The organism is Arthrobacter sp. BGA-UO-ETr-C19 (assembly GCF_059568005.1).
Window position 1 is genome coordinate 1 of sequence record NZ_JCAQPC010000024.1, and the last position, 26,037, is coordinate 26,037.

The 26,037-nt window shown below is 66.4% G+C and carries 23 protein-coding genes and 1 tRNA gene; 13 read left to right on the forward strand and 11 right to left on the reverse strand.

The window, feature by feature from the left end; translation table 11 throughout:
* The coding region (locus AC57BR_RS18900) for a pyruvate dehydrogenase E1 component-related protein (protein WP_496365177.1) at positions 1–120 on the reverse strand (120 nt) is incomplete at its 3' end.
* 328 nt (positions 121–448) lie between these two features.
* Between AC57BR_RS18900 and AC57BR_RS18905 the strand changes: the two genes are divergently transcribed.
* The 5 genes from AC57BR_RS18905 to AC57BR_RS18925 all read left to right on the forward strand — a co-directional run bounded on the left by AC57BR_RS18905 (position 449) and on the right by AC57BR_RS18925 (position 6,488).
* Entirely contained in the window at positions 449–2,014 is a 1,566-nt protein-coding gene (locus AC57BR_RS18905; RefSeq protein ID WP_496363366.1) for an NCS1 family nucleobase:cation symporter-1, read from the forward strand.
* A 96-nt stretch (positions 2,015–2,110) separates the two neighbouring features.
* Positions 2,111–2,854 carry an aspartate/glutamate racemase family protein gene (locus AC57BR_RS18910; protein ID WP_496363368.1) on the forward strand — a complete coding sequence of 248 codons (744 nt, stop codon included), beginning with the start codon at positions 2,111–2,113 and terminating at the stop codon, positions 2,852–2,854.
* A 42-nt stretch (positions 2,855–2,896) separates the two neighbouring features.
* Positions 2,897–3,658: an SDR family oxidoreductase gene (locus AC57BR_RS18915; RefSeq protein ID WP_496363370.1), complete on the forward strand. Its 762-nt coding sequence runs from the start codon at positions 2,897–2,899 to the stop codon at positions 3,656–3,658.
* 148 nt (positions 3,659–3,806) lie between these two features.
* Entirely contained in the window at positions 3,807–4,820 is a 1,014-nt protein-coding gene (locus AC57BR_RS18920) for an endonuclease domain-containing protein (protein ID WP_496363372.1), read from the forward strand.
* A 189-nt stretch (positions 4,821–5,009) separates the two neighbouring features.
* The gene (locus AC57BR_RS18925) at positions 5,010–6,488 is read left to right on the forward strand and encodes a cation:dicarboxylate symporter family transporter (RefSeq protein ID WP_496363374.1); all 1,479 of its coding nucleotides are present in this window, start codon (positions 5,010–5,012) and stop codon (positions 6,486–6,488) included.
* A 158-nt stretch (positions 6,489–6,646) separates the two neighbouring features.
* Here the strand turns inward: AC57BR_RS18925 and AC57BR_RS18930 are convergent, their stop codons facing one another.
* The 3 genes from AC57BR_RS18930 to AC57BR_RS18940 all read right to left on the reverse strand — a co-directional run bounded on the left by AC57BR_RS18930 (position 6,647) and on the right by AC57BR_RS18940 (position 9,766).
* Positions 6,647–7,048: a sterol carrier family protein gene (locus AC57BR_RS18930; protein WP_496363376.1), complete on the reverse strand. Its 402-nt coding sequence runs from the start codon at positions 7,046–7,048 to the stop codon at positions 6,647–6,649.
* A gap of 29 nt (positions 7,049–7,077) precedes the next feature.
* Positions 7,078–8,094: an asparaginase gene (locus AC57BR_RS18935; RefSeq protein ID WP_496363378.1), complete on the reverse strand. Its 1,017-nt coding sequence runs from the start codon at positions 8,092–8,094 to the stop codon at positions 7,078–7,080.
* Between the two features lie 94 nt (positions 8,095–8,188).
* Positions 8,189–9,766, reverse strand: a complete 1,578-nt coding sequence (locus AC57BR_RS18940; protein WP_496363380.1) for a molybdopterin-dependent oxidoreductase — start codon at positions 9,764–9,766, stop codon at positions 8,189–8,191.
* 106 nt (positions 9,767–9,872) lie between these two features.
* On the opposite strand from AC57BR_RS18940, the gene purD reads away from it, so the two are divergent.
* Entirely contained in the window at positions 9,873–11,204 is a 1,332-nt protein-coding gene (gene purD / locus AC57BR_RS18945; protein ID WP_496365178.1) for a phosphoribosylamine--glycine ligase, read from the forward strand.
* A 2-nt stretch (positions 11,205–11,206) separates the two neighbouring features.
* Positions 11,207–12,145, forward strand: coding sequence for a phosphoribosylaminoimidazolesuccinocarboxamide synthase (locus AC57BR_RS18950; protein WP_496363382.1), 939 nt, complete (start codon positions 11,207–11,209; stop codon positions 12,143–12,145).
* Positions 12,146–12,224: 79 nt separating this feature from the next.
* Here AC57BR_RS18950 and AC57BR_RS18955 read toward each other — a convergent pair whose 3' ends face one another.
* Positions 12,225–13,487 carry a helix-turn-helix domain-containing protein gene (locus AC57BR_RS18955; protein ID WP_496363384.1) on the reverse strand — a complete coding sequence of 421 codons (1,263 nt, stop codon included), beginning with the start codon at positions 13,485–13,487 and terminating at the stop codon, positions 12,225–12,227.
* Positions 13,488–13,620: 133 nt separating this feature from the next.
* Here AC57BR_RS18955 and AC57BR_RS18960 point away from each other — a divergent pair, with 133 nt between their 5' ends.
* Positions 13,621–13,854, forward strand: coding sequence for a hypothetical protein (locus AC57BR_RS18960; RefSeq protein WP_496363386.1), 234 nt, complete (start codon positions 13,621–13,623; stop codon positions 13,852–13,854).
* Positions 13,855–13,954: 100 nt separating this feature from the next.
* On the forward strand, positions 13,955–14,308 hold the full coding sequence (locus AC57BR_RS18965) for a hypothetical protein (RefSeq protein ID WP_496363388.1): 354 nt from the start codon (positions 13,955–13,957) through the stop codon (positions 14,306–14,308).
* 134 nt (positions 14,309–14,442) lie between these two features.
* On the opposite strand, the gene AC57BR_RS18970 is transcribed toward AC57BR_RS18965, so the two are convergent.
* The 5 genes from AC57BR_RS18970 to AC57BR_RS18990 all read right to left on the reverse strand — a co-directional run bounded on the left by AC57BR_RS18970 (position 14,443) and on the right by AC57BR_RS18990 (position 21,759).
* Positions 14,443–14,519 (reverse strand) — tRNA-Pro (locus tag AC57BR_RS18970).
* 81 nt (positions 14,520–14,600) lie between these two features.
* Positions 14,601–16,475 (reverse strand): ABC transporter ATP-binding protein, encoded by a 1,875-nt coding sequence (locus tag AC57BR_RS18975; RefSeq protein WP_496363390.1) that lies wholly within the window; start codon positions 16,473–16,475, stop codon positions 14,601–14,603.
* Positions 16,472–18,289, reverse strand: coding sequence for an ABC transporter ATP-binding protein (locus tag AC57BR_RS18980; RefSeq protein WP_496363392.1), 1,818 nt, complete (start codon positions 18,287–18,289; stop codon positions 16,472–16,474). Before AC57BR_RS18980 ends, AC57BR_RS18975 begins: the two co-directional genes overlap by 4 nt.
* Before the next feature lie 159 nt (positions 18,290–18,448).
* Positions 18,449–19,396 (reverse strand): metallophosphoesterase, encoded by a 948-nt coding sequence (locus tag AC57BR_RS18985; RefSeq protein WP_496363394.1) that lies wholly within the window; start codon positions 19,394–19,396, stop codon positions 18,449–18,451.
* 2 nt (positions 19,397–19,398) lie between these two features.
* Positions 19,399–21,759 carry a transglycosylase domain-containing protein gene (locus tag AC57BR_RS18990; protein ID WP_496363396.1) on the reverse strand — a complete coding sequence of 787 codons (2,361 nt, stop codon included), beginning with the start codon at positions 21,757–21,759 and terminating at the stop codon, positions 19,399–19,401.
* A gap of 37 nt (positions 21,760–21,796) precedes the next feature.
* Between AC57BR_RS18990 and sp36 the strand changes: the two genes are divergently transcribed.
* From sp36 to AC57BR_RS19005, 3 genes are read left to right on the forward strand one after another with little or no spacing between them, the layout of a single operon-like run.
* Positions 21,797–21,952, forward strand: coding sequence for a Sp36 family protein (gene sp36 / locus AC57BR_RS18995; RefSeq protein WP_003797879.1), 156 nt, complete (start codon positions 21,797–21,799; stop codon positions 21,950–21,952).
* 1 nt (position 21,953) lies between these two features.
* Positions 21,954–22,487, forward strand: coding sequence for a RidA family protein (locus tag AC57BR_RS19000; RefSeq protein WP_496363399.1), 534 nt, complete (start codon positions 21,954–21,956; stop codon positions 22,485–22,487).
* Between the two features lie 16 nt (positions 22,488–22,503).
* Positions 22,504–23,415, forward strand: a complete 912-nt coding sequence (locus AC57BR_RS19005; RefSeq protein ID WP_496363401.1) for an NUDIX hydrolase — start codon at positions 22,504–22,506, stop codon at positions 23,413–23,415.
* A gap of 523 nt (positions 23,416–23,938) precedes the next feature.
* Here AC57BR_RS19005 and AC57BR_RS19010 read toward each other — a convergent pair.
* Entirely contained in the window at positions 23,939–24,616 is a 678-nt protein-coding gene (locus AC57BR_RS19010; protein WP_003797871.1) for a Crp/Fnr family transcriptional regulator, read from the reverse strand.
* Between the two features lie 192 nt (positions 24,617–24,808).
* On the opposite strand from AC57BR_RS19010, the gene AC57BR_RS19015 reads away from it, so the two are divergent.
* Entirely contained in the window at positions 24,809–25,993 is a 1,185-nt protein-coding gene (locus tag AC57BR_RS19015; RefSeq protein WP_496363404.1) for a MarP family serine protease, read from the forward strand.
* Positions 25,994–26,037 lie beyond the last annotated feature (44 nt).

Here is a 26,037-nt window from a genome sequence, read left to right on the forward strand (position 1 = left end):
CTGTTCCCTGATCAGCGCATCCAGGGACTCAACCCACTCGGCGGTCTCTTCCGGATCACGATCAGGCAGCTGGTTAGTCAACCCGCTGAGGATATGGGAGGTATCTTCTCCTGCAGCCACGGCAGCCTCGTTTCATCTTTGAATGTTGGGCTCATGTTTTCGTATTGTGAGAAAACATTCTTGCTATTCGAGATTATCGGCAGCACTAGATCCCGGTCAAACGCTGCCGCCCATTCCTTGGCAGCGACGGCGGGGCGTTGGCCAAAGGTGCGGTTTGTGACCAATAGCGCCGGCCCAGCACCTTGACCTGAAGGTGATGCAGGTCATACGATGTTTTCACTATTCAACAAGTTTATTTCGCAATGTGGAATAACAGCGATAATCCGGCGACGCTGATCGCCCGATCGAAGGCTCACCACTGCGAAAATCCCAGAAACCGGAGAACCAGATGCAGACGACCCCATCAGTCGGCGTCGAAACGGACGGGCCGACGCCGTTGTCGGGCCAGCCGGTCCAGGCCGCCACAGCCACCGACGCCCTGTGTGAGGCGGCCAGCGCGGCAGCCGGCCGCGACATCAGCCCCAGCCTCTACAACACCGACCTCGCACCCACCAAGCGGCAAGGGCGCCGCTGGACCGGGTACAGCATCTTCACCCTCTGGGCGAACGACGTGCACAGCCTCGGAAACTACGCGTTCGCCGTCGGACTCTTTTCCCTGGGCCTCGGGGGCTGGCAGATCCTCACCGCCCTGGCCATCGGAGCGGTTCTCCTCTTCGTCCTGCTCAGCTTCTCCGGCTTCATGGGGCAGAAAACGGGCGTTCCGTTTCCTGTCATGAGCCGCATCAGCTTCGGCATCCGCGGTGCACAGCTCGCAAGCCTGCTGCGCGGGGCGGTGGCGGTGGCGTGGTTCGGCATCCAGACATTCCTTGCCTCGGTGGTGCTCCGCGTCATGCTGGTGGCCATGGTTCCGTCCCTCCACGACCTGGACACCAACTCCATTCTCGGCCTCTCCACCCTGGGCTGGATGTCCTTCGTGGGGCTGTGGATCGTGCAGCTCGTCATTGTCAGCTTTGGCATGGAGATGATCCGCAAGTACGAGGCCTTCGCCGGTCCGGTCATCCTGGTGACGATGGTCCTGCTGGCTGTCTGGGTCTTCACCGAGGCGCAGGGCTCCATCCAGTGGACCGGCATCCGGGGCCTCGAGGGCGGCGAGATGTGGCGGACTATTTTCGCCGGCGGTGCCCTCTGGGTCTCCATCTACGGAACGTTTGTCCTTAACTTCTGCGACTTCACGCGCTCTGCGGTGTCCAAGAAGTCCATTGTGCGCGGCAACTTCTGGGGCATCCCCATCAACATGCTCCTCTTCGGCGCCATCGTGGTGGTCCTGGCCGGAGGTCAGTACAAGATCAACGGCACCATCATCGAAACGCCGTCCGACATCGTCCAAAGCATCCCGAACACCCTGTTCCTGGTGCTGGCCTGCCTCGCGATCCTCATCCTGACCATCGCCGTCAACCTCATGGCCAACTTCGTCGCTCCCGTGTATGCCCTCACCAACCTCTTCCCCAAGCGGCTCAACTTCCGCCGCGCAGCCTGGGTGAGCGGCACCATCGGCCTGGTCATCCTGCCGTGGAACCTCTACAACAACCCCCTCGTGATCGTCTACTTCCTGGGTGGGCTGGGTGCACTGCTCGGCCCCCTGTTCGGCGTCGTCATGGCCGACTACTGGCTGCTCCGCCGCGGAAAGGTCAACGTCCCCGAGCTCTACACCGAGGACCCGGCGGGAGCCTACTTCTACAAGCGGGGCGTCAATCCGCGGGCCATCATCGCACTCGTGCCGGCGGCCGTCCTGGCCATCCTCGTCGCCTTCCTCCCCGCCTTTGAGGCGGCGGCACCGTTTGCCTGGTTCTTCGGGGCCGGCGTCGGCGCACTGAGCTACTACGTGATCGCCGACCGCAGGCTGCGCTTTGAGGACGCAGACGGCGAGGCCATCGCCGTCGCCAGCACCCACTAAGAGCCACCCACCCAACTGACTCGCACTTAATGTCGTTTTGAGCCCCCAAAACGACAACAACTGCGAGTCACTTGGGCCACCAGTCCAGGAGGAACCATGCGCATACTCGTTGCGAACGTCAACACCACCCAGTCCATGACCGATTCCATTGCCGCCCAGGCGCGCAGCATCGCAGCACCGGGCACCGAGATTGTCGGGATCACGCCGCGCTTCGGGGCCGACTCCTGCGAAGGCAACTTTGAGAGCTACCTGGCCGCGATCGCCGTCATGGACCGCGTGGTCAACTACCCTGAACCCTTCGACGCCGTCATTCAGGCCGGCTACGGCGAGCACGGCCGGGAGGGGTTGCAGGAACTGCTCGACGTGCCCGTCGTTGACATCACCGAGGCGGCGGCCAGCACGGCCATGTTCCTGGGCCACAAGTATTCCGTGGTCACCACCCTGGACCGTGCCGTGCCGCTGATCGAGGACCGGCTGAAGCTGGCCGGCCTCGATGCGCGCTGTGCTTCGGTGCGGGCCAGCGGGATGGCCGTGCTGGAACTCGAGGAGGAACCGGAGCGGGCGGTCGAGGCCATCATCAGCCAGGCGCTGCTCGCCGTCCGGGAGGACAAGGCCGAGGTGATCGTGCTGGGCTGCGGCGGCATGGCGGGCTTGGACGAACAGATCCGGCAGCGGGCCGGAGTGCCCGTCGTGGACGGGGTTGCGGCCGCCGTGACCATCGCGGAGTCCCTGGTCCGGATGCAGCTCTCCACGTCCAAGGTGCGGACGTACGCCACGCCGCGGCCCAAGACCGTCATAGGCTGGCCGCTGACGTCGAACGACGTTCCCGCCACCGCCTAAGGTTCCCGCCGCCCAGGTTCCAACAACTCCAGGAGAAGCAGCATGACCGTTCCACCTACTACGGGACGGGTCGCCGTCGTGACCGGTGCCGGTTCCGGCATCGGGCGCGCGGTTGCCCGGCAAATGCTGGCGGACGGTTACCGGGTGGCCCTGGCGGGCCGCCGTGAGCAGCAGCTCCTGGAAACAGCGGACGGGCATCCGGACGCGCTTGTGGTGCCGTGCGATGTCACGGTGCCCGACGACGTCGAACGCCTTTTCGCTTCTGTCCTCCGGCGCTGGGGCCGGGTGGACGTCCTGTTCAACAACGCCGGCGTCTTCGGGCCGGCGGCGTCGGTGGATGAGATCACCGTGGCGGACTGGGAGGCCACCGTGGCCGTGAACCTGACCGGCTCGGTGCTGTGCGCCGGGGCCGCCGTCCGGGCGATGAAGGCACAGACACCGCGGGGCGGGCGGATCATCAACAACGGCTCCATCTCGGCGCACTCACCCCGGCCGCGGACCGTTGCCTACGCCGTCACCAAGCACGCCATGACGGGCCTGACCAAGAGCATCGAGCTCGACGGCCGGGAGTTCGGGATCACCTGCGGGCAGATCGACATCGGCAACACCGCAACGGAAATCATGGACACCATCGGGGTCGGCACGGGGGCGCTCCAGGCCGACGGAAGCCGCAAGGTGGAACCGATGTTCCCGGTGGAGGACGCGGCCCGTGCAGTGCTGATGATGGCCGGGATGCCGCCGTCGGCCAGCGTGGGTTCGGTGGTCATCACGGCCGCGGGAATGCCCTTCATAGGCCGCGGCTGACCTGACCTCCGTCCTTCCCCCGAGTTTTTGTCCACATATCGCGACTTAAACGGCCCTCAGCGTCGAATACCTGTACAAAAACTCGCGACCTCGAAGTTGCGCCTGTGGATAACGTCCCGCAGGCCTCTTCAAGGTGCCTCAATGGAGCATGACCAGATTGTCACCGCTGCCCGAGGAGATCGGCGGCAGACCCTTCGCCGTTCCCGAGGCCTCCCTCGCCGGCGTTCCTGCCAGCAGGCTCTTCGCCCGCGACATGCACCGCCCAAGCAGGGGCATCCGCGTGCCGAGGTCGTGCGGTGCCGACCTTCCCGCACTCGTCCGCTCGCACACCGCACTTGATCCGGACACCTTCGCCAGCCTGGTCACCGCTGCCGAAGTCCACGGCGTCCCCCTGCCGCCGTGGGCCGAGTTCAGGCCCGACGGCGGCGCACCGGTGACCGCCGTCGTCGAACCCGTGCCATGGGGCAAGAAAAGCGGTCCGCATTTCCGCGAGCCCGGACGGTTCCTCCACCTCTCCCGGGAGAGCGGCGAACCCCTTCCGCGCCGGCGCGGGATCGCCGGGCACCGGCTCAAGGTCCGGAGCGGCGATCTTGTTGAGATCGACGGCCTCAGGCTGACCTCCGTGGCCAGGACGTGGGTGGACCTAGGCTCCGTCCTGCCCATCGACGACCTTGTGGTGGCCGGTGACGCCATCGTCAGCGAACACGCCAGGCACTTCGGGCCGCCGAAGGTCGCCATGGTGCCGCTGGCCGAGCTGCGGAAGTTTGTGGACGGCGCCAATGGCATCCACGGGGTGCGGAAGGCGCGGCGGGCGCTCGACCTGCTGTGCGTCGGCGTCGACTCGCCGCCGGAAAGCAAGCTCCGCCTGCTGCTGGACGGCGCCGGCCTTCCCGAGTTCACGCCGAACTGCCGCGTGGATGACGTCCTGAACAGGACGGTCTGGACGGATCTCGGGTGCCCGAGGTTCCGGACGTGCATCGAGTATGAGGGGCTCCATCACCTGACTCCTGAGCAGCAGGCACTGGACGCATACCGGGACCAGCGTGTGACGGACGCGGGCTGGCGCCAGGTCAAAGTCAACAGCGTCGACATGAGCCGCGGGCGTGACTGGGTCGTGTCGCGGGTCAGGCAGGCGCTGCGCAAGCAGGGCTGGCCCGTGTAGGAGTTTTTGTACAGATACCGGCCGCTGGAGGCGCGGCAAGTCCCAAAAAGTGGACAAAAACTCAATTGTGACCGGCGAAATAGTTCCGCATTGTGAAAACTGAATTTCCTCTTGCGGAATTGTGTGACCGGGGTTACGTTGGAAGCAGACCCCGATCCGGGGCAGTTCCCAATTGATAGGTACAGATCAATGAAGATCCCAGATTCCGCGGCGCTGAAGGCGAGTTCGGTGCCGTCGAAGAAGAAGCCCCTCTATAGGTCGCTCTTCTTCCAAATTCTGATCGCCGTCGTGGCAGGTGTTCTCATAGGGCATTTCTGGCCGGACCTTGGCTCCCAGCTGAGGCCGCTCGGTGACGGTTTCATCCAGCTCATCAAAATGATCATCGCGCCGCTGATCTTCCTCGTGATCGTCACGGGAATCTCGGCCGTTGGCGACGTCAAGGCGGTCGGAAGGGTAGGAGTCAAGGCTCTTCTCTACTTCACAGCGGCCACACTTTTTGCCCTGGTTTTCGGCCTGATTGTCGGCAACATCGTCCAGCCCGGAGCGGGCCTGAACATCGATCCGAGCACCCTGTCCCAGGAGGCTCTCGACGCCAAGACCGGCCACGCCGTGCCGAAGGACGCAGCGGCCTTCATCCTGGACGTCATTCCCACCAGCGTCATCGGCGCCTTCGCCAGCAACAGCCTGCTGCAGGTCCTCTTCTTCTCGGTCTTCTTCGGCGCGGCAATTGTGGTCATCGGCCGGGAGCGCTGCATGCCGGTCATCAGCCTCATGGAGACGGTCCTCGAACTCATCTTCAAGATCATGTCCTGGATCATGAAGGTGGCCCCGATCGGTGCCTTCGGTGCCATGGCGTTCATCATCGGCCAGTACGGGCTGGACACCTTGGGCACTTATGCGCAACTGATCGCCGCCTGCTACGGCGCCGCGGTGGTCTTCATCGGCCTCCTGTTCCTCGTGGCCTGGGGCTTCGCCCGGGTTCCGCTGTGGCAGTTCCTCAAGTACACCCGCGAGGAATTCCTGCTGGCCCTGGGCACCGCCTCCACGGAGGCCGTGATGCCGCGCATCATGACCAAGCTGACGAATGCCGGATGCTCACGGGCCACCACCGGCCTGGTGGTGCCCACCGGCTACTCGTTCAACCTGGACGGTGCGGCGATCTATCTGTCCATCTCCCTGCTGTTCCTCGCCCAGGCCTTCGGCCACCATCTGGACCTCGGTCAGCAGCTTGCCGCCCTCGGTGTCCTGCTGCTGACCTCAAAGGGCATGGCCGGCGTCCCAGGCTCATCTTTCCTGGCACTGTCCGCCACGGCAGCTGCGCTCGGAATCTTCCCGGTGGCCGGCGTCGCCCTGCTCCTCGGGGCTGACCGGCTCATGGACTCCATGCGCGTGGTGGTCAACCTGCTGGGCAACTGCGTGGCAACCTTCGTGGTCTCCAAGTGGGAGGGCCAGTTCGACCGCAGCGTCATGGTCCGGGCGTTCCGCGGCGAGATCACCAACCACGACTCCGCCGTCATGCTGGGTGTGGAGGAGGACTTCCAGGAGCAGGAACTGGAACGGATCAGCGGGGGCGGTCAGGCTTCGCCCAAGTTCCGCGGCGGCCCGAACCCCGGTGAGATGCCGGAGTTCCAGATGAGCAGGCCGTCCGCCGCCATCAACCACGAGTAACGACCGGAGTTTTTGTACAGATATTGGCCGCTAAAGGCCTTTGAGGTCGCGATATCTGTACAAAAACTCCAAATGACAGAGGCAGGATCCCGCCCCGGGCTGAGCAGTTCAGACTTGGGCGGGGTCCTGCCTTTCGTGTGAGAACGGGGAAGCGGATCTCAGAGCGGGAGGAGGGCTGAGAGGTCGGCACGCAGGCCGGAGGCCGCCACGCGTCCGGCGCTGACGGCGTCCGCCCAGCTCAGCCGGCCGGTCACCATCGCCAGCCAGGTGGCGGCGTCGCACTCGATGACGTTTGGGGGTGTGCCGCGTGTGTGCCGCGGACCCTCCACGCACTGGGTGACGCCGAAGGGCGGCACCCGCACCTCCACCGAATTCCCCGGCGCCCGGGCGGTGACCTCCTCGAGTGAGTACCGGACCGCCGTCGCGATCACCGAACGGGGAACCGCCGGCGCGGCGGGTGCGGCCGGAGCAGCGTCCGACGGCGGGACGGCACCTGCCGCCCACTCGTTCAGTGCCGCTTGGCCGTCGGCCGGGTCGATTCTGCGGCGCGCAACTGCCACCGGTGCCTCCTTGAAGAGCTAGAAGTACGTTAGTCCAGCAGTGCCGAGACGGCGTGGCCCAGGCGGATCCTGCCCACGGGGCGGCCGCCGCCGAGGACCGGCTCCACCACCTTCTCGAGCACGCTGGACACCCCCGGGATGTCGACGGCCCCGCAGGCTGCCAGCAGGGTCAGCCCGACCAGCGAGGTGGCCCGCAGGTTGCCGTCAAGCACCTTGAGGGCCACCGAGACCCCTTGGGACGTGGCCATGACAAGGATGCCCTCGGCGCCGATCTTGGCGATGACGTCCAGCTCCTCCATGACGATCGTGTTGGCCTCGCCCCTGCCCTGGACCGCCCACGGGTAGTCCAGCATGGAGGTTGCGATGGTGGCGGCGCGGGCATTGGCGGATTTGTCGGAGGGAGCCTTGGCGAGCAGGGAGTACGCACGGGCCAGCCCGGTCAGCGAGATGGCCGCAACCGGGGCGCCACAGCCGTCGATGCCCAGGTGGGCGATCCGCTCGCCGGAGTACTCCTCGATCACGGTGCGGATGCGCTGCTGCAGCGGGTGGTTGGGTTCCAGGTAGCTGTGCGTGTCCCAGCCGTTTTCGGTGCAGGCCCACAGGAAAGCCGCGTGCTTCCCCGAGCAGTTGAACGCCAGCCGGGACTTGCCCCGCTCGGACCGGGTCAGCCACGTCCGGGCCGTCTCGTCCTGCGGCCACGCGGCGGGGCACTGCAGCTGGTCCTCCTTGACGCCCGCGGCCTTGAGCATGCCCTCGACGACGTCCATGTGGTCGAGGGACCCGGTGTGGCTGGCACAGGCGAGTGCCACCTGGGCGCCGCGCAGCGGAACGCCGGACTGCATCGCCGCCAGCGCCTGCAGGGGCTTGAGCGTGGACCGGGCCAGGATGGGGGTGGAGATGTCGCCAAGCTGGGTGACGACGTGGCCGTCAGCGGCGAGCACCACGGCGGCCCCGATATGGCGGGACTCCACGAATCCGCTTCGTTCAACCACGGCGAGTTCAACGGCGGAATCCACAGTGAACGTGGCGTGCGAATTTAGGGCCATGGCCCAAGTCTATGGTGCGGCACGGGCATTCCCCGGGAGCCGTCCGGGGCGGCTGGCCGCATAAAAACGCGCGGCCAATGCGCCGCTGGACCGGCTACTCAACCGTGACCATGACCGACTGCCAGCCTGAGGCGCCGTCAGGCACGGGATCGGCGCGCTTCTCCGTCTGCACCTCACCGGTCCCGTCCGTGGCGCGCACCTTGATGTAGTGCGAGCCCGGCTTGGCATCCCAGTCGAAGGACCATTGCCGCCACGTGTCCACGGAAGCCTCGTCCGAGAGCACGGCCTCAGCCCAGCCGCCGCCGTCGATCTGCACCTCGACCTTGGTGATTCCCCGGGTCTGCGCCCACGCCGTGCCGCCGACGGCCACCCGCCCGGCCGGCACCACCGCGAAGGACTTGGGCACCTCCACCCGGGCCATCGTCTTGATGGGACCGCGCTCCGACCAGCCGCGCTGGGTCCAGTAAGCCTTGCTGTCGGCGAACCGGGTCACCTCCAGATCCACCACCCACTTCGTGGCGGAGACAAAGCCGTACAGTCCCGGCACCACCATGCGCACCGGGTAGCCGTGTTCCAGCGGCAGCGGTTCGCCGTTCATGCCGATGGCGAGCATGGCGTCGCGGCCGTCCTGCAGGACCTCCAGCGGCGTGGAGGCGCTGAATCCGTCGATGGAGGTGGAGAGGACCATGTCCGCGCCCGAGGTGGGCCTGGCCCGCTTGAGCACCTCGCGGAGGGGGAGCCCCAGCCACTTGGCGTTGCCGGCGAGGTTGCCGCCCACCGGATTCGAGACGCAGGTGAGGGTCACATGGGACTCGATCAGTTCGGCGTCGAGCAGGTCCTGGAAGGTGAGCCGGACCTCCTCCTCCACGAGCCCGTGCACGCGCAGTTGCCACTCCTCCGCCTTGATCTCCGGAACGCTGAGGGCAGTGTCAATCCGGTAGAAGTCCTTACCGGGCGTCAGCCATGGCGTCACGCCCGGAGTGGCCGACTGCACCCCGGCGGGCACGGCGGCTGCACCCCGGGCCGGGGCCGGCAGCCGGAGGGACTCCCGCGCCTGCGCCACAGTGCTGCGCGCGGCGCTGAGCAGCCGGCCTCCGGTGGCGGCGATGCCCGCGGCGGCCGCCGTGATGCCTGTTGCCGCAAAGAAGGCGCGCCGGGAGGTGGCCGGCCGCTCCGGCGCCTTGGCCGCCACGTCAGCCGGAGAGTCGGGAAAGGCCCGCAGCCGCCACAGCCGAGAGACCAGCAGCCGCAGCGCTACCAGCCCTGCCACGGCTCCCGCCAGCGAGGGCACGGCGTCCAGCGGCCTGACGCCCGCGCGGGTCACCACGCTGGCCACGATCACCGCACCCATGAACAGCACTCCGGCGGCGCCCAGCGCCCATCTCCGGTACGCCACCACGCCGAGCACGCACGCCAGCACGAAAATCGTCAGACCCATCCCGGCGAAGAGCGCGGCCTTGTCATTGGTGCCGAACGTCGCAATCGCGAAGTCCTTCAGCCACGGCGGGGTGAAGTCGATGAACGTCGAGCCGAGGGCAATCAGGGGAGTGGCGCGGGCCGTAAAGAACGCCCCCAGCAGTTCCGCGACGGAAAGAACGACGGCGGCGGCGGCCACCCCGGCGAGGGCCGCCAGTGCGGCTGGTCCCCTGAGCAACCTCATGAGCTTCTTCATGACATTGGTTCGTAGCGGCGGGCCATCCGGATTGTCCGCCGGCCGCAACTGAGGGCCGGGCCTCAGCTTAGGAGCCAGCACGGTGCACAAAGTACCCTTGGAGACTGTGAAGGTACTCGTCATTGGCCCAGGCGGCCGCGAACACGCCATTGTCCGCTCCCTCCTTGCCGACCCCAACGTTTCCGAAGTCCACGCGGCTCCGGGCAACGCCGGCATCAGCAAGCTCGTCCCCACGCACGCCATCAACGGGAACGATCCGGACGCAGTGGCGGCGCTCGCCACCCGGCTCGACGTCGACCTGGTTGTCGTAGGTCCCGAAGCCCCCCTCGCCGCCGGTGTTTCCGACGCGGTGCGCGACGCCGGCATCCCGGTGTTCGGCCCCAGCAAGGCGGCCGCCCAGCTCGAGGCCTCCAAGGCTTTCGCGAAGCAGGTCATGGCCGAAGCCGGCGTTCCCACGGCGATGGCCCTGGTGGCCGTGAACGCGGACGAAGCAGGCTCGGCCCTGGACACCTTCGGCGCGCCCTACGTCGTCAAGGATGACGGCCTGGCCGCCGGCAAGGGCGTGGTGGTCACCAACGACCGCAACGATGCCCTGGCCCACGCCCAGAGCTGCTTCGACGCCGGCGGAACCGTCGTCATCGAGGAGTTCCTGGACGGCCCCGAGGTCTCCGTGTTCGTCCTGTGCGACGGCCGCAACACCGTGGCCCTGTCCCCGGCGCAGGACTTCAAGCGCATCTACGACAACGACGAAGGCCCCAACACCGGCGGCATGGGCGCATACACCCCGCTCGACTGGGTTCCGGATGGCCTGGTCCAGGAGGTCATCGACCGCATCGCCCAGCCCACCGTGGATGAGATGGCCCGCCGCGGCACCCCGTTCGTCGGCGTGCTGTTCGTCGGCCTGGCGCTGACCAGGCGAGGCACGCGCGTCATCGAATTCAACGTCCGCTTCGGCGACCCCGAGACGCAGGCGGTGCTCGCACGGCTCAAGACCCCGCTCGGTTCCCTGCTCCTGTCAGCTGCCAAGGGCGAACTGGACCAGGCAGAAGAGCTGCGCTGGTCCAAGGACACGGCAGTCGCCGTCGTCGTCGCCTCCGAAAACTACCCGGACACCCCGCGCACGGGTGACCGCATCCGCGGGCTCAAGAAGGTGGACGAACTGGACGGCGTCCACGTGATCCACGCCGGAACCAAGCTCGACGACGAGGGCAAGGTGGTCTCCGCCGGCGGCCGCGTGCTGGCCGTGGTGGCGCTGGGGTCCGACCTCGTGGAGGCTCGGGAAAGGGCGTACGACGGCGTGGAGCTGGTTCAGCTGGAAGGCGCCCAGTTCCGCACGGACATCGCAGGCAAAGCCGCACGCGGTGAGATCAAGGTGTCGGCCGCCGTCGCGGCCCCGTCGGCTGCCCAGGCCGGCTCCGCATCGGAAGAGAAGGCGTGACTGTGGCTGAACAGGAAGGTCCCCGCGGCCTGGACACCCCGCACACCGAGCTGCCCGGCTGGAAGCATGTCTACTCGGGCAAGGTCCGCGACCTCTACATCCCGGCCAGCGACGCCATCAACGAGCAGTTCGGGCAGGAATGCGTGCTGGTGGTGGCGAGTGACCGCATCAGCGCCTACGACCACGTGCTCAGCAGCGAGATCCCGGACAAGGGCCGGATCCTGACCCAGCTGAGCCTCTGGTGGTTCGACCAGCTGGGCGTCGAGCACCACGTCCTGGCATCCACCGTGGAGGACGGCGTGCCGGCCGCGGTCGAGGGCAGGGCCATGATCTGCAAGAAGCTGGAAATGTTCCCGGTGGAGTGCATTGCCCGCGGCTACCTCACCGGCTCCGGCCTCGTGGAGTACCGGCAGTCCGGCACCGTCTGCGAGATCCCGCTGCCGGAAGGCCTGGTGGACGGCTCCCGCCTGGAGCAAGCCATCTTCACCCCGTCGGCCAAGGCCGAGGTGGGCGAGCACGACGAAAACATCACCTACGACGCCGTCGTGTCCATCGTGGGAGACGACATCGCCGCGCGCCTGAGCGAGCTGACCCTGGGCATCTACACCAAGGCCGAGGAGATCGCCCGTGAACGCGGCATCATCCTGGCCGACACCAAGGTGGAGTTCGGCTACGACGTCGTGAACGGTGCCATCACGCTGGGAGACGAGGTCCTGACGCCGGATTCGTCCCGGTTCTGGGACGCCGCCACCTACGAGCCCGGCAAGGCTCAGCCCTCCTACGACAAGCAGTTCGTCCGGGACTGGCTGACGTCCGCCGAATCCGGCTGGGACAAGGCCTCCGACACGCCGCCGCCGGCCCTGCCCGCGGACATCGTGGACCGCACCCGGGCCCGCTACGTCGAGGCCTACGAGAAGCTGACCGGCCGCACCTTCAGCTAGGCAGTCCAGGCCTTAAACAAAACGCCAGGCGCCCCCGGAAAGAGTCCCGGGGGCGCCTGGCGTTCGTCCGGAACAGCTGTCAGCTGGCCTCGGCCGCGGCGGCGCGCCGCTGGGCGAGCCGGATCTCCAGCACGGCGTCGAGGGCCTGCTGGACGCGGTCCTGCGCACCGGCGGCGCTGAACTCCTTCTGCGCCTCCTCCAGGTGCACCAGCGCCTCATCAGCTTCGCCCGCGGCCTTCAGTGACTTGCCGAGCAGCAGCGAGACTTCGCCGGCCGTGTGCCTGGCCAGGTCGGCGCGTTCGGCGTGGATATCGCGGAGCTTCTGCACTGCGGCCACAATGTCGCCCGTGAGGTAGAGCCAGCGGGCGCGGATGAACGCCACCTCCAGCTGGTCCGTCTTGTTGCCGCCGACGATGGACAGCGCGAGCTCAGCGCGTTCAATGGCGGACAGGGTCTCCGGCTCCACGATTCCGGAGGAGAGGCGGACGGCGGCCGACGCCTTGTTGAAACGGGCCCAGAGCTCGATGTCGTTGGCGGGGGAGAGCAGTTTGGCCGCCCGCTCGTGGTGCTTGATGCCCTCCGGGTAGTCGTGCCTCATGAACGCGACGTTCCCGATCACCCAGGCCACCTCGCCGGCGAGCTGGGACATCGAACGCTCGTCCATCTGCTCATTCATGTCCTGGCAGTATTTCCAGGCCTCGTCCAGCCGGCCGCTCTCGGCCAGGGCACCGATCAGCGCACGGAGCGCGCCGATGATCAGCGTTGAACCCTTGGGCAGCTGTGCGCACAGCTCCACGGCCTTCTCGGCGTGCTCGACGGCGGTGCTCAGCTGTCCCTGTCCGTGGCACAGGGCGGCGAGCATCTGGCGCGCCCGGACACCGAGGCCCGCCGATTCGGTGGCCATGGGGTGCTCGGACAGGTGCTCCATGATCTTCTGGCATTCCTTGAGCTGGCCCTGCTTCATGAGGCATTCGGCCTGCATGTAGGTCATGTTCCACCAGGCGCTGGTGTTCTTGCCGTCCAGGGCAATCCGGGCCGCGTTGGCGGCGTGCTCGGCGGCGAGGGCGTAGTCGCGCAGGTCCCACGCCTGGCGGGCGTACAGTCCGGCCAGCACGTATTCGGCGTCGCTGACCGAGATGGGCTGGCTCCACGCCTCGAGGGCCTTGGGCGCGAGCTCGAGCCTGCGGGCGAGCTCTTCGATGACGTCGGCTGTGGGTTCCCGCCGCCCCGTCTCCAGCAGGGAAATGTAGCTGGGGGAGTACAAGTCTTTGCCCAATTCGGCCTGAGTCAGTCCGCGCTCCAGCCGCTCAGCGCGGAGCTTCTCCCCGAATCCGTTACCCACTGGGGTTCCTCCTATTCCGGACAGCCTTTGTACAGAATGCTTGACACCCTCTGTGGAAAACATTTTACAATGTATGTCAACAAGGACTGTGCTGACTTGGTAACGAATCCGACTCGTATTGAGGAACTCTCACATGTTGAAGAAGATAGCAGCCGCTGCCGTTTTGGCGGGGGCCCTCGCATTTTCTGCTGCGGCTCCCGCCGTTCTGTCTGCAGGCTCGATCGCGGACAACGCGGGCACCCCGGTTGCCATTGGCAACTGGCCGGATCCGATGCGCGTCAAGGACGTGAACAAGACCACTATCGGCAATTGGCCTGATCCCATGGTGTCAGAAACCTCCATTGGCAACTGGCCTGATCCCATGTAAACAGCTTCCATGAGAGAACGGTCCCGGAACATGCGCACATCATGTTCCGGGGCCGTTTTTCTTTCCGGAAACAGCAGCCGTAAACCAAGGAGTGGGGACCATGACACGGAGAGTGACCGACGGCCTGCAGTGGGCCTTTTTCCTCTGGACCATTGCCGGGACGTCGCTGATTGTGGCGGCCGCTGCCGGCGCCGCAATCGTTGAGGTGTTCAGGGGAACGGCCGACGCCGGGACGTTCGTCTGGGGGATGATCGGCATTGCGGCGCTGCTGGAGTCGGTGGTGCTTTTCGCCGTCGGCCTCCGTTTGCGCCACCGGCACCTGAACCGGGTCCAAACCTATGACAGCCGCGGCGACTACCTGGCGGACGGCGGATCCCGCCGGCCCCGGATGCCCCTGCTGGGCGACGGGCAGGCGACGCAGAACATCCATAACCAGAGCCTCGGCGGCAACTGAGCCCGGACGGACCCAACTAGGTAGCAGGTGAGGGCGTTCCCAGCGCTGAGAACCCCGTCTGCTGCTACCTAGTTGGGCGGGGTCCGTAGAAAACAGAAAGAGGGCCTCCCCTGGGGGAGACCCTCTTTCCTTATTGGTCGGGATGACAGGATTTGAACCTGCGACCTCTTCGTCCCGAACGAAGCGCGCTACCAAGCTGCGCTACATCCCGATCCGCTGCTGCGAAAGCAACTAAACAAGGATATCTGATACCGGGGCTACATGCGAAATCGAGGTCGGGAAGGGCCTCGGTTCAGACCAGCGAGTCCTTCCAAGCGCTGTGCAGCCGGGCGAAACGGCCGTCGCCGCCGATCAGCTCCTCAGGGGTTCCGTCCTCCACCACCTGTCCGTCGTGCACCACAAGCACCCGGTCCGCAGTTTCAACGGTGGACAGCCGGTGGGCGATGATCAGCGCCGTGCGGGCGCCTTCCCGGGACGCTCCGTCGCCGGTGGGCCCGTCACCTGCAGGGCCTGTTCCGTCCCTGCCGCGCAGCAGCCCGGCGAGGCCGTTCTGCACGAGCCGCTCGGAGGGGATGTCCAGGGAGGACGTGGCCTCGTCCAGGATCAGCACCGCGGGCCGGGCGAGGAATGCTCGCGCGAAGCTGATGAGCTGGCGCTGGCCCGCCGACACCCGGCCGCCGCGTTTATTGACGTCGGTGTCGTATCCCTCGGGGAGTTCCATGATGAACTCGTGCGCACCCACGGCCTTCGCGGCCGCCTCGATCTCCTCCCGCGGTGCGTCGGGCCTGCCCAGGGCGATGTTGTCCGCCACAGACCCGCTGAACAGGAACGCCTCCTGGGTGACCATCACGATGTTGCGCCGCAGGTCCGCGGTGGCCAGCTGGCGGACGTCCACGCCGTCGAGCCTCACGGAACCGGCGGACACGTCATAGAAGCGCGCAATCAGCTTGGCCAGCGTGGACTTGCCCGCCCCGGTCTGGCCCACCAGCGCCACGGTCTGGCCGGCCGGAATGCTGAGGTTCAGTGTGGGGATGATGAGCGGGCCGGTGCCGTAACGGAACTCGACGTCCCGGAATTCGACGGCGCCGCGGGCGTCATGGAGTTCCACCGCGTTTCGCGGCGGACGCACCGTGGGCACCTCCTCCAGCAGCCCCGAGACCTTTTCCAAGGCGGCCTGCGCGCTTTGGAAGGAGTTGTAGAACATGGCCATCTGGTCCACGGGCTGGAAGAAGCGCTTGGTGGAGAGCATGAGGGCCAGCAGCACGCCCACGGCCAGGTCGCCGGTCAGTACCCGGAAGCCGCCGGACAGCAGTACGGCGGCGACGCAGACGTTGCCGATCAGCACCAGGCCGGGCTGGAAGATGCCGTTCAGGTTGATGGACCGGACCGTCGCCTGCCGGTAGTCCTCGGCGAGTTCGCCGTAGCGGCCGGCGTTTTCGCGCTCCTTGCGGAAGGCCTTGACCGCGCGGATGCCGGTCATGGTCTCGATGAAATGCACGATGAGCCGGGCCGAGACCACCCGGGACTGGCGGAAGGCAATCTGCGAGTGCTTCTGGTACCAGCGGGCCAGGAAGAACATCGGCACGGCCGCGGCCAGCACCACCAGCCCGCTGCGCCAGTCGAGGGCGAAGATGGTGGCGGCGGTGAACACCATGAACAGCGCGCCCGAGGTGAGCGAGCTGACTCCCGAGTCCAGAAGTTCGCGCAACGCTTCGAGATCCGAGGTCTGCCGGGCGATGATCCGTCCCGACGTGTACTTCTCATGAAATTCGAGGCTGAGCCGCTGCGTGTGGCGGAACACCCACAGGCGAAGGTCCAGCAGCATGGCCTGGCTAAGTTTCGCCGTCGACGTCACGTACAGGGCCGTCAGCCCGGCGGCGGCCACTGCCGTGTCCAGATAGGCGACGCCGGTCAGCACCAGCGGGAAGCTGTTGCCGGTGCGGAGGGCCGGCAACGCATGGTCGATGCCGAAGGCGATCAGCGCCGGGCCAGCCACCCGGGCCGCCTGGGAGAGGACCACTGTGGCGATAGTGAGCCAGAACCTCAGCCGCACGGGACGGATCAGCGACCCCAGCAAGGCGAGCGACCGGCGTCGTACTGCCTTGCTGTCGCTCTTGCTCAGGTGGGCGTTGTCCTCATTGGCTGTCCCGAAGGCTGTAGCGCTCATCGGCTGACCTCCTCCGCGTCGTCCAGGGCCGACAGCTCGGAGTCCAGGTCGCGGGGCTCCGTCTCCAGGCTCGCGATGACGTAACGGTAGTGGCTGTTCCCTGCCAGCAGTTCGGTATGGGTTCCGACGGCGGCGATCCGGCCGTCCTCCAGCAGCGCCACCCGGTCGGCAAGCGCAACGGTGGACGGGCGGTGGGCGACGATGAGCGTCGTGGTGCCGGCCAGCACCTCCCGCAGCCGGTTTTCCACGAGCTCCTCGGTGTTCACATCCAGGGCGGAGAGGGGATCGTCCAGGACCAGCACGGAGGGCCGGGCCGCGATGGCCCGGGCCAGGGCGAGGCGCTGGCGCTGGCCGCCCGACAGGCTGAGGCCCTCCTCGCCGATGAGGGTGTCCAGCCCTTCGGGCAGCGAATAGGCGAAGTGCGCCTGTGCCGTGTCCAGGGCCTCGGCGAGGATTTCCTCCCGCGTGTCGGTGTCCTCTGCCTGCACGCCGAGCAGCACGTTGTCGCGCACCGAGCTGGAGAACAGTGTGGTGTCCTCGAAGGCCACAGCCACCAGGGTGCGGAGCTCCTCGACGCCGAACTCGCGCAGGTCCACGCCGTCGAGGGTGATGGAACCCGCCGTGACGTCGTAGAGCCGGGGTACGAGCTGCAGCAGGGCACTCTTGCCGCTGCCGGTGATGCCCACCAGGGCCATGGTCTCGCCCGGACAGATGTCCAGTCGGACGTCCTTCAGGACCGGTTTGTCCGGGGCGTCGTCGAACGCGAACGTCACGTTGTTGAAGCTCAGCGCGCCCTTGACGTCGGCCGGGCGGCGCGGTTCCGCTGCGCTGGTGATGGTGTTTTGGGAATCCATGACCTCGAAGTGCCGGTCCAGCGCCGTTTTCGCGGTCAGCGCCATGGCCAGCAGCATGCCGGAGAACTCCACGGGCGCCGCGATGACGGCGGCGGTGGCGAAGAATGCTACGAGGGAGCCGATGCTGAGCTGGCCGCTCGCGGCGAGCAGGATGCCGGTGACCAGGCCTGCGCCCAGCGCCAGCTCGGGCAGGAGCGTCACCACCATGCTGAAGACGGCCTGGTGCCGGGCCTTGGCGATCTCCGTCTGGCGCAGTTCCTCGGCCTGGCCGTTGAAGGTCTCCAATGCTTCGCGGCTGCGGCCGAAGGCCTTCAGCACGCGGATGCCATGGACGGATTCCTCAACGGTGGTGGCGAGGTCGCCCGCCTGGTCCTGGCTGCGCCGGGTGACCTTGCTGAAGCGGGTCCGGAAGCGGAAGCCGTAGACCATCACGGGTCCCGCGGCGGCCAGGAAGATCAGGGCGAGCTGCCAGCTCATGGTGAACATGACGACGACGCCGATCACCACGGTCAGGGTGGTCACCACGAGCATGATGGCTCCGAATGCCATCCAGCGCCGGATGAAGTTGAGGTCCGTCATGGCGCGGGAGAGCAGCTGGCCCGAGCCCCAGCGGTCATGGAAGGCGACGGGGAGGTCCTGAAGGTGGCCGTAAAGCGAGACCCTCATCCGGGTCTCCACGGTGGTTGCCGGGTTGATCACGAAGGTGCGGCGCAGGGCAACCAGCACGGCTTCGGCGACGCCCAGGGCCAGAATGAGGCCGGCCGAGCCCCACACGGCTCCGGCGGTGGCCCCGGGCCGGAGGGAATCGTTGATGAGCACGCGCAGTACCTGCGGGATGGTCAGGGCAACCACACTGGCCAGGAGTGCGGACAGCAGGCCCATAATCAGCCGCGGCAGGACCGGCTTCACGTGCGGATAGAGACGGCTGACGGATCGAAAAAATGAACTCTGCTTGGCCATGCCCGCTTCTTGAACTCAACTGTGTGAAATCACATGCGATGTAGTTTCCCGTAGCAACTACCCTATGCCATGGATGGCACCCATCACAGGTGACCAGTCACCGGAGGACCAACAGCTCTCCGGCTGACAGCGTGAGTCTCCGACTGACAGCGCCAGCGGTCAGGCGCGCGGGGTGAGGGTCAGCAGGACGGCCTCGGGCTTGCATGCGATACGGACCGGCGCGAACCGGGACGTGCCGATCCCGCCCGAGACGTTGACCGGCGTCGTACTTCCGTTGCTGGTCCAGTCGTTGAGGCCTTTCGCCCGCCAGGTGGGGATGTCGCAATTGGCGACGACGGCGCCGTAGCCGGGGATGCACAGCTGGCCCCCGTGCGTGTGGCCGGCCAGGAGCAGGTCCGCGCCGTCCTCGGTGAAGTGGTCCAGGACCCGCTGGTACGGGGCGTGGATGACGGCGACGCGGAGGTGGTCCTTGGCGTTCTGGCCCCTGGTGCCGCGCGGCCAGCCGGCATACCGTTCCCGGTTGAGGTGCGGATCATCCACCCCTGAGAAATCGAACCGCATGCCGTTCAGGACCACTGACTGGTGCCGGTTGGTCAGGTCGATCCAGCCGCCCATGCCGAAGCCGGACCGAAGGCGCGGCCAGTCGAGTTCCTCCCGGTCTGGCGCGGCCTTCGAAGGCCCCATCAGGTAGGCGGCGGGGTTCTTCAGTTTGGGCGCGTAATAGTCATTGGAGCCGGGAACAAACACGCCCGGGAACTCCATGAGCGGTGTCAGCGCGTGGAGCAGCGGGTCCACGGCCTTGGGGTGGCTGAGGTTGTCACCCGTGTTCACCACCAGGTCCGGCCTGAGCGCCGCCAACGACTGCAGCCACGCCGCCTTGGCCTTCTGTCCCGGCACGAAGTGGATGTCGCTCAGATGCAGGATCCGGAACGGTGCCCTGCCCGCAGGAAGGATCGGGACGGTCTCCTCGCGGAGGACGAACTGGTTCTTTTCCCACATTCCGTAGGCTGTGGCGGCCAGGGCCGCCGCGGTCCCGGCGCCGGCGGTGACGGCAAAGCCGCGCCCGATGCTACGGACGCGGCTTGCCACGCGTGAGAGGTCAGTCACGGTCAGCCGTTCCCCTTGGTGCTGTTGCCGTTTCCGTTGCTGCTGTTCCCGGTGTTGCCCCCGGCGCCACCCGTGCTTCCACCGGTGTTGCCACCCGTGCCACCGCCGGTGTTGCCACCGGTGTCCCCTCCGGTGTTTCCGCCCTGGGACGGGTTGTTCGGAACCGGGGGCTGGTACTGCGGCGTGCCGTAAAGCAGGTTCGACGGCGGTTCCGGGAAGGGGTCCGTTCCGTAGCCCGGCGCAATTTGCGACATGAAGTTGGAGAACATCGGGCCGGCGATCATGTAGCCGTCGATGCCGGTGTAGAACTTCCCGTTGACGGTCACGTTCTGACCGGCGCGCTGCTGGTTGCCGAGCGGATCACCGAACCAGGCAGCCGTGGCGAGGCCCATCGTGTGACCGACAACCCAGGTGGAGCCGTTGTTGTTGGACGTACCGGTCTTGGCAGCGATCGGGAAGTTGGTCTCGGTGGAGATCCTGGGCTGGATGAGTGAACCGGATCCCTCGTTAAGCACCTTCTGCAGCGCATAGTTCACGCCACGGGCCACCTCGGGCTTGAGGGCGTCACGGCAGGCCGGCGACTGGGCGGGCAGCTGCGCGCCGGACTGGTCCGTAACCGATGTGATGGCGATCGGGGCGCAGTACTTGCCGTCGTTGGCGAACGTGGCAAAGGCCGAGGCCATCGTCAGTGGCGCCGTCTGCCTTGAGCCCAGCAGGTTGCCGATGGTGGTCATGGTGATCTTCGGATTCGGATCCACCACCGCGTTGGTCTCCTTGTCGCGCGCCGGCAGGCCTTCGTGCAGGCCTACCGCGTCGACAACCTTCTGGATGCCGCAGAGGTCAAGCTGCGAAGCCGAGGCAAACGTGGCCGTGTTGATGGAGTTCTTCAGGCCGTCCAGCACGGTCATGTTCCGGTAATAGCCCTCCTCGGCGTTCTGCAGGTCCTCGGTGCCGTTCGTGCTGTCATACCAGCCCACCGTCGGCGTGGGGCAGGTGTTCTGCCACGGGAAGTCCTGGGGGTACCGGCGCTGCGCGGCGTTGACGATGGTGTTCATCGACTTGCCCTCATTCAGCCACTCGGCAAACGTGAACGGCTTCATGGTGGAGCCGGGCTGCGCGCCGCCGAGGCCGTTCAGGTCATTGCCCTGGTCATCGTACTGGTCAACGCTGAAGTTGATCTGGGAGTCGAATTTGCCCTTGCCCGCAAACCACGAGGTGTTCTGGGCCATGTTGGTGATCTTGCCCGTGCCCGGTTCAACGGAAACCAGGGCGGCGCCCCACTTGTCCGGATTCGAGCCCGCAGCGGCGTTCACCTGGTCCTGCGCAATCTTCTGCGCCTTCGGATCCAGGGTGGTCTTGATGGTCAAGCCGCCACGGAACACCTTCTTCTCGCGTTCGGTGGCATCCGCTCCGTAAGCCGGATTGTTCAGCAGGAGGTGCAGGACGTAGTCACAGAAGTACGGGGCGGTGGGCGAGTAGGCGCAGCCCTGCCGTGCCGGGGTCACCTTCGGCGTCACGGGGGTTGCCACTGCGGCGGTGTACTGGGCCTTGGTGATCTTGCCGTGGGTGAGCATTGCGCTCAGAACGAGGTCCCGGCGCTTCTTCGCGTTGTCCGGGTTGGTGATGGGGTCGAAGGCTGACGGGCTGTTCACGAGGCCGGCAAGCAGCGCGGCCTGGGGGAGCGTCAGGTTCTTCGCGGTGGTGCTGAAGAAGAACTTGGAGGCGGCCTCAATACCGTACGCGTCACGGTTGAAGAAGACGATGTTCAGGTAGCCCTCAAGGATCTGCTCCTTGGTGAATTTCTTCTCCAGGGCGATCGCTAGCTTCATTTCACGGAGCTTGTCCCCGACGCCCTTGTTAACGCCGTTGAGCTTGATCTCATCGGTGTTGCCCTCCGCCTCAAGGTTGGCGTTGAGGACGTTGTTGACGTACTGCTGCGTGATGGTGGAGGCGCCCTGCTTGTTGCCGCGCGCCGTGGCGACCAGGGCGCGGAGGATGCCGGTGGTGTCCACGCCGCCGTGCTCGTAGAAGCGGCTGTCCTCAATGGAGATCACCGCGTCCTTCATGAACGGGGAGATCTGGTCCAGCGGAACGCGGGTGCGGTTCTCCGCGTACAGGTTGGCGATCACGCTCCCGTCCGCGGCCAGGACCTTGGTGGACTGGCTGGGCGGGTCCACCTGGAGCTCAGCGGGCAGGGTGTCAAAGAATTCGATCGAGCCGCTGGCTGTGCTGCCCGAAACGGCGGCTGCAGGAACCAGCAGACCGGCCACGAGGACACCACAAATAGCGCTCACGCCAAGGAAGCCAAGAATTTTTCCGAGGGTGGTGGCCGTGTCGAATATGGGGTTCTTACGAGTCGCCATGTTCTCCAGTTTACCGGCAACGATTAGGCTTTATTTCATGACCAAATGGGAGTACGCCACGATTCCGCTCATCATCCACGCCACGAAGCAGATTCTGGACCAGTGGGGAGACGACGGCTGGGAGCTTGTTCAGGTAGTCCCCGGACCCGACGGCAACGGCCTTGTCGCCTACCTCAAGAGGGAGAAGCAGTAGCATGACCACCCCCCAGGAAACCGCTTCCAGCGCTGATCTGACGCCATCGTCCGCCGTCGAGCAGCGTCTCGCCGAGCTGGGACTGACCCTGCCGGAGGTTGCCGCCCCCGTCGCCGCCTACGTGCCGGCCGTCGTCTCCGGCAACCACGTTTACACGTCCGGACAGCTGCCGTTTATTAACGGCAAACTCGAAGCAACGGGCAAGGTGTCCGCCGGCACCGAGGGGACCTCGGACGAGCCGACTGTGTCTCCGGAAGACGCAAAGGCATACGCCGCCGTCTGTGCCGTGAACGCCCTGGCCGCCGTCAAGAGCGTCATCGGTGACCTCGACCGCATCACGCGCATTGTCAAGGTTGTGGGCTTCGTCTCCTCCGACCCGTCATTCACCGGCCAGCCCGGCGTCATCAACGGCGCGTCCGAGCTCCTGGGCCGCGTCTTCGGTGACGCGGGCCAGCACGCCCGTTCCGCCGTCGGCGTTTCAGTCCTGCCGCTCGACTCTCCCGTGGAAGTCGAACTGATCGCCGAATTCAGTTAGGGAGCAGTAGGTTCCTTTGCCCCATCTAGCACGCCGGCTCTTTGTTCTTCCCCCCGATCTTGAAGGGGCGGCACGAAGCTGGCTCGAACACGGTGAGCGGACTCCCCGCAAACCCCGTTTCGCTTCCTCCGTGGTGCTCCTCCGGGATTCGCCCACCGGGCTGGAAACCTGGCTCGGTTACCGGCCGGGGGAGTCCCCGCTGGGTGTCGTCGCCTTCCCGGGCGGTTCGCTGGACGGGGCCGACGACGACGCCGTCGGCTGGCTGGGGCCTTCTCCCCAGCACTGGGCCGAGCAGATGGGAACGGACGACGTCGGCCTGGCCCGCCGCCATGTGGTGGGTGCAGTCCGCGAACTGTTCGAGGAAACCGGCGTGCTGCTGGCTGGGCCGGACCTGTCCTCCACGGTGGAGGCGACGTCCACTGTGGAGTGGATGAAGGCCCGCGAAGCCGTGGCCTCGCAGGAAAAGTCGTTCACCGAGGAGCTGGCCAAGCGCGGCCTGTCCCTGCGCACTGACCTGCTCAAGCCGCTTGTGAACTGGCTCAGCCCGGATTTCGCGCACCGGCGCTTCAACACCCGGTATTTCGCCGCCACCGTCCCCATGAACCAGCAGCCCTCCATCCTTGAGAGCAAGGGCGTCTGGGGCCGGTGGGTGTGCGCCACGAAGGCGATCGCCGAACGCGACACCACCGTCCTGGGTGACGAGGTGGGCCAGGAGAACACCGTCGGCCTCACCCTCGGGCAGCTCATGGTCCCCGGCTCCGAGATCATGCTGGAGAAGATGGCCAAAGCCAACGGCTGCATCGCCTACCTCAGCTACAAGCGCACCCCCCACGTCTACCAGCCCAAGCTGGTCGACGAAAACGGGACGCTCATGCTCGAAGTCGAGGCCGCAAAGACGGTCGCCGGAGAGCCCCAGCGCGAGCGCTAAACTCACTGGCCTGATCAAGCTCCTACCCGCTGATCGAGCCTGTCGAGATCTGTTCGTTTCTGGTCACCTCCGCCAGGCGGCGGCCCTTCGGCGTGGCTTAGCGCGTAGGTCCCTTCCCAACACTCGCAAGCTCGTGTCGGGGCCCTCGGGACGACGCTTACGACGCGCCATTACGGTCGCTGCGCGACCTTCGGGCCCCTTTCGATCGCGATGCGCTCCTTTCCGAAGACATGCAGCCCGGCTCGCAGTTAACCTCCTCAACGCTTCCTCAGATCCCGTCGCATTTCTTGCGACGCTTCCTCAGATCCCGTCGCGTTTTTCCCGACCACCAGCTGAGGCGGATTGCGGTCCTTCGGAAAGGAGCGCATCGCGGTCGATCGCGGGGTGGAGGTCGCTCAGCGACCGGAGCGACGCACTTCGACCGTGTCTAAGCGACGCCGAAGGGCCGCCGTCCGCCGATGGTGAGTTAACAGCGAAGGCCGGCTCCGTTCTACGGGCCGGCCTTCTGCGTTGGGGCGTGTTGCTAGCGGGAGCGCTGGCGGAGGCGCTGCATGTCCAAGATCACGACGGCGCGTGCCTCGAGTCGCAGCCAGCCGCGCTGAACGAACTCGGCCAGTGCCTTGTTGACCGTTTCGCGGGAGGCGCCGACCAGCTGGGCCAGCTCTTCCTGGGTGAGCTCGTGTGCCACGAGAACGCCGTCGGTGGCAGGACGGCCGAATCGGTCGGCGAGGTCCAGGAGGGCCTTGGCCACACGGCCGGGCACGTCGGAGAAGACCAGGTCGGAGAGGGAGTCATTGGTGCGGCGGAGGCGGCGGGCCAGTGCCTGCAGCAGCTGGGCCGAGACCTCGGGACGGGTCCGCAGCAGGGAGTTCAGGCTCTCGTTCTTGAGGCCGGCCAGGCGGGTCTCCGAGACGGCGGTGGCCGTGGCGGTGCGCGGGCTCGGGTCGAACAGTGCCATCTCGCCGAAGAGCTCGCCCGGGCCGAGGATGGCCAGCAGGGATTCGCGGCCGTCGGGGGAGGTGCGGCCGAGCTTCACCTTGCCGGAGACAATGAAGTAGAGCTGGTCACCCTGGTCGCCCTCGCGGAAAACGGATGCACCGCGGGACAGGTCGACCTCGGTCAGTTCGTCCGTCAGCAGGCGGAACGCGTCGTCGTCCAGCGTGGCGAAAAGGGGTGCGCGGCGCAATACCTCGATGTCCATAAATTCTCCTGAGTAAAAGTGTCGTCTGGGGCGCTTGTGCCATTGTTTCAGAATTTTCAACGTTCTGTGACGTACTTGGCAGCTGAAACGCCCTAAAAGACGCCGCGAGACCAGCGCAGGCTCCGCGTATCCACGGCAAACTGTCAGACTTCGCCAGTAGAATCGGGGCTTAGCTGCTTGTGAGGAGACCCGGTGTTTGGCCTGACCGTTCTGGACCTTGCGTTGATTCTCACGCTCTTGTCCTATCTGATCTACGGCCTGCGCAACGGCTTCCTGGTGACCGTCGGCGGCCTTGCCGGCTTCGCGGCCGGCGCCGTGGCCGCTTTCCTCTCCGTTCCGCTGGTCAGCGACTTCGTGGAGGACAGCGGGTGGCGCCTGACCGCCATCATTGGAACTGCCGTCCTGCTGGTGGTCATGGGCAATGCGCTCGGCACCATGATCGGGCGCAGCATCCGCAGCGCCGTCCGCATGCAGCCGCTCCGGGCTATGGACAGGATCATCGGCGGGGCCCTGAACCTGATCGTGTCCGCACTGGTCATGTCCATGCTGGCCTTCAGTATCAGCGCACTTGGCGTTCCCTTCGTGTCGCAGCAGCTGGCCGAGTCCAAGGTGATCCGTTTCATAGACGGACTGACGCCCAACCCGGTCAAATCCGCCATGGCTCAGCTGCGCTCTGCGGTCATCGGCGACGGCATCCCCACGCTCATCGAGGGCATCGGCCAGGACCAGCAGGTCCCGGTTCCGAACTCCAGCACGGATACTCCGGCGCTGAACAGGGCAGCCGGCTCGGTCCTGAAGATCGCAGGGACCGCGTTCCAGTGCGGGCAGAACCAGACAGGCACAGGCTTTGTTGTATCGCCCGGGCGCGTGGTGACCAACGCACACGTCGTGGCAGGTGTGTCGCAACCCGTGGTGGAAGTCCCCGGCGGAGGAGCCATGCCCGGAAGGGTGGTGTACTTCGACAGCAAGCGCGACCTCGCCGTCCTGGCAGTGGACGGCCTGCCCACCGCGGCACTGCCCCTGAGCTCCGACTTGCCTGCGGGAACGGCCGCCGCCTTTGCCGGCTACCCGCACGGCGGCCCTTACCAGTCCAAGCCGGCCACTGTGCAGGGCATTTCCACGGTGCTGGTGCCGGACATCTACGGAAACAACCCCGTTCCCGACGAGGTGTACAAGCTTGCTGGTGACGTACAGCCGGGCAACTCCGGCGGGCCGTTGCTCACCACCAACGGGGAGGTGGCAGGGGTCATCTTCGCGAAGACAACCTCCAACGCGGCCCTGGGCTTCGCGATTCCGATGATCGACCTTCGGCCGGTGGCTGCAGAGGCGCCGGGCCTGTCCAGCCCCGTGTCCTCCGGGCAGTGCATCCAGCAGTAGGCATCAGCAGTAGGCGCCCGGCAAGCGGCCGTCCAGCAACAGGA